The sequence below is a fragment of the Phycisphaerales bacterium AB-hyl4 genome (assembly GCA_041821185.1).
GTDB classification, from domain to species: domain Bacteria; phylum Planctomycetota; class Phycisphaerae; order Phycisphaerales; family Phycisphaeraceae; genus Natronomicrosphaera; species Natronomicrosphaera hydrolytica.
Map to the genome: position 1 here is coordinate 71,039 of JBGUBD010000018.1, position 7,775 is coordinate 78,813.

At 62.8% G+C, this 7,775-nt stretch carries 7 protein-coding genes and 1 tRNA gene; 5 read left to right on the forward strand and 3 right to left on the reverse strand.

Annotation, left to right across the window (positions count from 1 at the left end):
* Positions 1-15: 15 nt before the first annotated feature.
* From ACERK3_18775 to ACERK3_18785, 3 genes are all read right to left on the reverse strand, one after another.
* The gene (locus ACERK3_18775) at positions 16-1,119 is read right to left on the reverse strand and encodes a glycoside hydrolase family 88 protein (GenBank protein MFA9480320.1); all 1,104 of its coding nucleotides are present in this window, start codon (positions 1,117-1,119) and stop codon (positions 16-18) included.
* Positions 1,116-1,880: a 2-dehydro-3-deoxy-D-gluconate 5-dehydrogenase KduD gene (kduD, locus tag ACERK3_18780; GenBank protein ID MFA9480321.1), complete on the reverse strand. Its 765-nt coding sequence runs from the start codon at positions 1,878-1,880 to the stop codon at positions 1,116-1,118. Before kduD ends, ACERK3_18775 begins: the two co-directional genes overlap by 4 nt.
* A 109-nt stretch (positions 1,881-1,989) precedes the next feature.
* Positions 1,990-2,826 (reverse strand): AraC family transcriptional regulator, encoded by an 837-nt coding sequence (locus tag ACERK3_18785; protein ID MFA9480322.1) that lies wholly within the window; start codon positions 2,824-2,826, stop codon positions 1,990-1,992.
* Between the two features lie 113 nt (positions 2,827-2,939).
* On the opposite strand from ACERK3_18785, the gene ACERK3_18790 reads away from it, so the two are divergent.
* The 5 genes from ACERK3_18790 (at position 2,940) to ACERK3_18810 (ending at position 7,769) form a co-directional block, all read left to right on the forward strand.
* Entirely contained in the window at positions 2,940-3,635 is a 696-nt protein-coding gene (locus ACERK3_18790) for an RraA family protein (protein ID MFA9480323.1), read from the forward strand.
* Complete coding sequence (locus tag ACERK3_18795) at positions 3,635-4,687, forward strand: zinc-binding dehydrogenase (GenBank protein MFA9480324.1); 1,053 nt, start codon at positions 3,635-3,637, stop codon at positions 4,685-4,687. The genes ACERK3_18790 and ACERK3_18795 overlap by 1 nt, the downstream gene beginning before the upstream one ends.
* Before the next feature lie 30 nt (positions 4,688-4,717).
* A complete protein-coding gene (locus ACERK3_18800) occupies positions 4,718-5,431 on the forward strand; it encodes an SDR family oxidoreductase (protein MFA9480325.1) in 714 nt (237 codons plus the stop codon).
* 38 nt (positions 5,432-5,469) lie between these two features.
* On the forward strand, positions 5,470-7,530 hold the full coding sequence (locus ACERK3_18805; protein MFA9480326.1) for a heparinase II/III family protein: 2,061 nt from the start codon (positions 5,470-5,472) through the stop codon (positions 7,528-7,530).
* A 166-nt stretch (positions 7,531-7,696) separates the two neighbouring features.
* Positions 7,697-7,769, forward strand: a tRNA-Asn gene (locus ACERK3_18810).
* The last annotated feature ends 6 nt before the right edge of the window (positions 7,770-7,775 follow it).

A 7,775-nucleotide genomic window follows, 5' to 3' on the forward strand; every position in this document is an offset into this window, starting at 1 on the left:
ATCGTCAAAACGCTTTCAGGCATTGGTCGATTGATTCAGCCGGGCTTCTTCGGTCAGCGCCAATATTAACGGAGCTGCGCCGTGAGGTTCGTCGCGATACGGCTGCTTGTCTTCGACGTACGCGGCCACCGTGCCGCGACGTTCGCCTTCGCCGGGACAGCGGCAGCCCGGGCATGACAGTTCGATCGAGCCATCCGCCTTGATCGCATGTTGTCGCAGACCTGCGATGCCGCGATCAAAGGCGGGTCGGAACTGATCGGCGGGCAACAGTCCCAGCCGCAGCCCGACGCCGTAGCCATAGAGAATCAATCCCGTGCCTGACGATTCTTCCCAGGCGGTGGGCAGGGGGATTTCCTGTCGCCACAAGCCGCGAGGCGATTGATGGGGCAGCAATGCCCGGGTGTGATCAACAAAGTATTGCTCGGCTTGTCGGCGATGGGGCGAGTCGGCGGGCAGGTATTGCACAAGTTCGGTCAGCGCGATCAAGCCCCAGCCATTGCCTCGGCCCCAGTGGTCGTCCGTGACAGCGCCCGGCACGGTGAAATTCTTGCATTGATGCAGCAGGCCGTTGTCCGGGTTCAGCAGTTCATCGTAATGGAGAAACGTCTGCCTGGCGGCTTCGTCAATCCAGTCCGGTTGGCCGAAGGTCAGGCCTGCGAATAGCAGGAAGGGCGTCACCGGCATCGCCACGTCGATCCAAACCATCTGCCTGGCGATTTCGTTCTGCCGGCGCATGTTCAGCACCACGCCGCTGTCGCTGCGCGGCGAGTGCATCAGCTGCTCGGCATATTCATGCACGTAGATGCGCGTTGCTTCGTCGGTCATGTGCCCACGGTAGAGCATGTATGCCCGTGGAATGCCGCCGATGCGGTAGTTGATGAAGTTGTAATTGGGGTGCTTGATTTCCAGCGGAAACCGTTTGAGGATGTTGCGGCATCGGTTGAGCAGGGCGGTGTTGTCGTGGATCAGCTCGGCAGCGCGTGCCAGCGCGTAAATCGCCAGCAGGCCGTAGTAGTGTTTGACCTCGTCAATTGATTCGTAGTGGTCGTACAACGCGACCGCGAGATCCAGGGGCGGCATGGTGACCGGGTTTGTGGATGAGGGGGTGAATGTGTTCATCGTGCGAGCCAACCTCCGTCGACGGTAAGGGTCGAGCCGTGCAGATAACGAGCGGCGGTCGAGGCGAGGAAAATCGCTGCGCCTTTGAGGTCGTCGGGAACGCCCCATCGGCCGGCGGGGATGCGCTCGAGGATCTGAGCGTTGCGTGTCTGGTCGTCTCGCAGCGCTTGCGTGTTGGCGGTGGCGATGTAGCCGGGGGCAATCGCGTTGACGTTGATACCTTTGGGCGCGAGTTCGTTGGCCATCAGTCGGGTCAGGCCGAGTACGCCGTGCTTGCTGGCGGTGTAGCTGGGCACGCGGATGCCGCCCTGGTAGCTCAGCAGCGAGGCGATGTTAATGATCTTGCCGCCTTCACCGCGCTCGACCATGTGGCGAGCGACCGACTGGCTGAGCAGGAACAGGCTCTTGAGATTGACGTCGATCACGTCGTCCCAATCCGTCTCGGTGAACTCAAGCAGCTCTGCCCGGCGGATGATGCCGGCGTTGTTCACGAGGATGTCGATACGCGACACATCACCCAGCGCCCGCTCGACCAGCGCTGCCATCGTGGCCGGCTGACCGAGGTCGCCTTGCAGCGCGACGAATCGCCGACCGGTTGCCTCAACCGCCTGCCGAGCGTGGTCGGGGGGTGTGGTGTGATACACGCCGACGATGTCGGCGCCCGCGGCGGCAAGCCCCTCGGCGATGGCCTGCCCGAGGCCGGTGGCGACGCCGCTCACCAGGGCGGTTTGTCCGTCGAGTTTGAAAGTGTCCAGGCTCATCTTCACAGTCTCCCGAAGGTGCTGTCGGTTTGATGAACCTATTGTGAGCTGGCAGGCGGATCATGCAATGGACCATTCGCCGAGGTGTTGCACAATCTGCTTGATGAGATCACGTCTGCGACCAAGCGGAAGGCGAAACACCGGTCATGCGCTTGAACAGGCGGGAGAAATAATAGACGTCGCGGAAGCCGAGTTGGCCGGCCACTTCGCCGACGCGGAACTGGCCGCTGGCCAGGCGATCCTGTGCGGCCTGGATGCGCAAGCGGTTCTGGTAACGCGTGACGGAGCTACCGGTGAGTTGGCTGAACAGCAGGCGGAAGCGTGATTCGCTCAAGCCTGCCATGTCGGCGAGTTCGCCCACGGCATAGATATGGCCAACGTGGTCGTGCAGGTGTTTGATGATGCGTTGAAGCCGTTCGCTGTGGGGGACGCGTCGGTTGGCGCGGACGGCGGCGGCGGCGTATTGCTGCATGAGCAGCAGGATCAGCCCCCGGCAAGCCATCGAATAGCCCGGTTCTCGCGTGGTCCAGAGCCGTTGGAGCTGCTTGAACGTATCGCTGATCTGCGTGACGTTGGCCAGGCGCAGGCGGTGCGGCAGTTCGTGAAACGCGTCGAGCGTGCCGTCGGCAGTCGGCTCGAGATGAAACCCCACCGAGTAGAACGACCAAGGCGCTTTGGGGTCGCTTCGGGCCGAGTGCGATGTGCCGCGCGGGAAGAACAGCATCGTGCCGCGACGTGCTTCGAATCGCTCGCTGCCGCAGCGATACCACGCTCGGCCTGCGGTCGCGAAGGCGATGATGTCGTGTCGCTGGTTGACCAGCTTGTTGATCGACCAGTCGATCGGCCGATCGCGGTAGAGCACGAACCCGACGTGACGAATCGCCGCGTCGAAGCGATCGTTGTGCGCGTCGGCCGGTCCGTCGAGCGTGCGGTAGGGCGTTTCCACGTGGCGTGGTGTAACACGATCAGGCGAAATGTGCAAAATTATGGCGGCGCGTGCATGGACGGCATCGGACGGGTGGGGTACACCTGATGCAACTTAAATGGAGTTGCACCGCCATGCCTTATCAACCCCCCCCGCTGCCGAACGTCGAGCTGTTGCCGATTGATGACGCAGAGCTTTGCCGTCGCTACGAGCTGCTCTACACCGGCGTGGTCAACGACATCCTTCGCGATGAACAATTGCTCTATCAGGCGCTGCCGCCTTCGATCATGCCGCTGGAGCGCGACATGCGCGTCGCGGGCATCGTCTTTACCGTCAAGGGCATGAAGACGCTGACGGTCGAAGGCGAGATGGAGCAGCGGGCCCAGATGCTCGAAGCGATTCACGCGGACAGCGTGGTCGTCTGGGACACAGGCGAGGACGACACGTCGGCCCAGTGGGGCGAGGTGATGACCAAGGCGGCGATCCGTGCCGGCTGTCGGGGGGCGGTGATCGACGGCGGGGTGCGCGATACGCAACTCGTACTCGACCAGCAGTTCCCCGTCTGGTGCCGGTATCGCACGTCCAACGCGATGCTCGGACGGTTCCGCATGGTGGGCTACCAGGTGCCGATCCGCATCGGCGGCGTTGACATTCACGCCGGCGACATTGTCTTCGCTGACATTGACGGCGCGGTGATCGTGCCGCGGCGGTTGGCGATGACGGTGCTCGAGCGGGCCGAGGCATTGCGCCGCGACGAGCAGGAATACAAAAGGTGGATTGACGAAGGCATGTCGGCCACTGAAGTGGTCAAGAAAGGCGGAGCATTCTGATGAACACGACGACGATGCAGGCAGCGGTGACGACGCGATGGGGCAAGCTCGAGTTGCAGTCGCTGGCGATTCCCGAGCCCGGGCCGGGGCAGGTGCGGGTTCGCACGACGCTGGCGGGCATTTGCGGCTCGGACCTGCACATCTTTCAGGGGCATCATCCCACGGCGGTGTCGCCGATCGTGCAGGGGCATGAGTTTGTCGGCATCGTCGACGCGGTTGGACCGGATGTGCCGGATGAAGGCGAGACGCAGGTGGGTCGGCGGGTGGTGGTCGAGCCGTTGATCAGTTGCGGGCAGTGCGAGGCGTGTCGGCGTGGCCTGGTGCATGTATGTCGCAAGCTGAAGCTGCTTGGCATCCATGAGGCCGGTGCGTTTGGCGAGTATTTCCTCGCGCCGGCAAAGAAGGTGATCGCTGTGCCCGACGGCCTGGCGGACGCACTAGCGGCGCTGACCGAGCCGTTTGCGGTCGGCATGCACGTGTGTCGGCAGGGCGGCGTGCAGACGGGCGACCGGGCGTTGGTGGTCGGTGCCGGGCCGATCGGGTTGATCGTGGCGATGGTGGCGCAGACGGCCGGGGCGGAGGTGGCGGTAAGCGAGATCAGTGAGGCCCGCTTGAAGCAGGCGGCGGCGTTTGGCTTCGCCACGATCGACGCCAGACAGGATGCGGCTGAGCAGGCGCGCGAGCGCACCGACGGCGACGGGTTCGACGTGGTATTCGAGGTGTCCGGCTCGGAGCCGGGGGTGGCGCTGGCGATCGAGGCGGCGCGGGTGCGTGGCAGATTGGTGCAGGTGGGCTTCTTCGGCAAGCCGCCGGTGGCCGACCTGTTCAAACTCACATTGAAAGAACTGTCGCTGGTCGGCAGCCGGGTGTACACGGAGGAGGATTTCCGCCGAACGGTTCGGCTGCTTGAGCAGATCGTCGAGAAGAAACGATTCGACCTTGAGCAGTTGATCAGCGGTCAGACGGATCTGGCCGGGCTTGAAGCCGCGATCGGCCGTATGCTCGCGGGCGAGGTGTCGGGCAAGATTCTTGTTCAGCCGAGCAACGCGTAGGTCAGCAATATGAATGAAAGGGATCACACGATGAATCGATTGAAAGACCAGGTCATTTTTGTCACCGGCGCGACGGGCGGCATTGGCGGCGCGGTGGCGCGGCAGCTTGCCGAGGCCGGGGCGAAGCTCGCCATCAGTGGGCGTGACAAGGCCAAGCTGGATGCGCTTTGCAAGGATCTGGGCGGCGACGTGTTCGTCGCGCCCGCGGACGTGACCGATGAGGCAGCCGTGTCGGCGGCGCTCGCTGCGGCCAGGCAGCACTTCGGCCGACTGGACACGCTGGTCAACGTGCCGGGAATGAGCGTGCCCGCCAAGCTTGCGGAGATGAATGTTGACGACTTCCAACGGACGTTCGACGTGAACGTCAAGGGAATGTTTCTCTGTTCAAAACACTTTCTCGCGCACACGGACAAAGCACGTGGCGGGCTGATCGTCAGCATCAGCTCCGTTGCGGGCAAGTCGGCCAACCCCAACGCCCCGGCCTATTGCGCCGCCAAGGCCGCGATGAACATGCTTTCCAACGGCTTCGCGTTGCAGACGAAGGAGGCCAATGTGCGGGTGACGCTGGTGAGCCCTGGCGCGGTGAGCACGCCGGGCTTCTGGGGTGATCGGCCCGTGCCACATGACAAGTTCCTCCAGCCGGAGGATGTGGCCGAAGTGGTGTCGTTTGTGGTCGGCCTGCCTGAGCACATCGTCATGCACGACGTGGTGTTTGAGCCTTGGTATTTTTTCCGAAGCAAATGACCCGCGTGAGTGTGTGACGCCTTCAGGGAGCAACGAACGTGTCAATTTTTCTTAATGAACAAGAAGCTCAGTGGTGGAAGGCAAACAAGGGCAGCGACCCGGCAGCGAGCTTGCGGTGGTCGATGTTGCAGCGAGCTGACGAGCGGGCGACGCGGCCGGGCTTGATGGATGAGCATGCCACGGTGGACTGGTGGCACTTGATTGTCGAATATCTGGCTGAGGCTGCCATGGCGTATCGGTTGCAGCCGAGCGAACAGGTTGGCCGATGGGTTGTTGGGGTTGTGAATGACGTGGTTCGGCGTGACGAGAGCGACTGGGTCGGGCCATGGTTTCGCGATCACTCATTGAAGCCTTCCAGCGGCTGGCTTGAAACGGCGCACGTATGCGTCGCGGTGGCTGCGGCGATTGACCTTGCAGGTGGTGCGTTTACCGAGGCGGAGTTGACTGAGGCACGGCAGGTGCTGGGCGAAAGGGGCGTGCCGCTTTGCACACGCTGGCTGGATCAGGACATGTACTTCAACCAGCGCTGCATCCTCGGAGCGGGGCTTGCGGCCGCGGCGGTGGCGGCTGAGGAGGCGGCGGGGATTGAACGCGCGACGCGAGAGTTTCAACTATGCACCGACATGTTCCAACCCGACGGCAGCTACGGCGAGTCGTCGCAGTATGCCAGCTATGCGGCGTGGGGCATGATGGTGATGTACGAGTCGCTCGTACGGCATGACGAAGCGTTAGCGGAGCAGCTCTCGATTGATCGTTATGCGCGATGCGTCCGTTGGTGGGCGGCAAATCTGATGTACCTCAAGCCGATGTCGGGGTGGGGCGCCGCGCCGCGGGCGCGGATGGTGAATTTCAACGACAGTGGGGCCATCGCTGCGCCGGACGGCGACGTGTTGCTGCATATCGCGGCGAGAGCGAAGTCGCATCTGCCCGAAGTAGCGGCGCTGGCTCGCTGGTTATTTGACCAGGTGCATTTGCCTCTGCTGGCGCAGGGGCCGTTTGATCGTGCCAGCTTCGGCTTCGTGACGCGGCCGGGCTTCCTTGCGCCTGCTCTTTGGGCCAATGCCAGCGACGTGTCGCCGCAAAGCGCCGAGGCATTGGGCATGTCGGTGATGCAGGCGTACAGCAACGGCAACGTGATCGTTCGCGACGAATGGGCGGGGCAGACGGTGCTCGCGATTCGCGGCGGCGGTGAGCCGGTGCACGTGCACTCGCATCAACATGCGGATCTGAACAGCTTCATATTGGCGCATCGACGCGAACGGATGCTGCTTGATCCGGGCCATTCCTGCTATCGCGGCCAGCCGGTGCGGCATGACCGTTCGACAATTGCTCACAATACCTGCACGTTTGAGTTGCCCAACGGTACGACGCCGCCGACGATGACCCACCAGGAAGTCGGCCAGCGTCGTCGCCTTGTTGACGGTGAACTTGAGCCGCCGGTTCCGCGTGGGGGACGGCGGCTGCTGGCGGAACGGTTGAATGCGGTAAGCGTGATCGGGTCGGAGTGTGCCGACGTGTATGGCCAACCGATACGTCGCTTTGCCCGCTTCTGGGTGTTCGTTGCGCCGCGCGTGCTGTTTGTGGTCGATCATGTTGTGGCTGATGAGCCGGTGCTGGTGAATTGGCATTGGCTGTTGAACAATCGCGACGGGCAATTGCAGATGAAGTTCGTGCCGCCGGATCGCGTGGTGGCTCGCCGTGGTGAAGCAGGCATGAAGCTGTTTCATGCTTCGGAGAACGTCAGCCCGAGCTGTGCGCGATTGATGCGCCATACATACGTTCACGATGCCTACCATCCTAAGCCTGCACAACTCGGAGAAGGTTTGTCGGGCAGCGGCGTAAGCCTGCAGTTCCGACAGCGCGACGCGGTGGCTGAGAGTCTGACGGTTCACGCCATCGCCGTCGACAGCTTCGGCCAGGTCGCCGGCTGGCATTTGCGCCGGCAGGACGACGGCGTCGGCCTCGAATCGCCTGGGGCGGCGGAACACTGGACGCTACAAGCCTCGGCAGGCCGAATGGTCCTTCGCGAGCAGGGAAGCGGTCGGGCCTGGCAGATCGCGGACGCAGGCGGTGATACCTGGTCGCTGCGAAGTGAATGAATTGGTTGATATGACGGCAAGAGCTATCGTCTGGGAGTTCCTCGAACCGACGCCGCCGGGCGGCCGACAGCGGTGATTTGTTTATCGAAGCAGGGGGATCTGGCAAATCATGGCAGGGCCGCTTGATCGTATGAAAACTTCGTTATTCTTATGGGCTCGCCTCAATTCCCCGATAGCTCAATTGGTAGAGCGAGCGACTGTTAATCGCTAGGTTGCAGGTTCGAGCTCTGCTCGGGGAGCTGTTT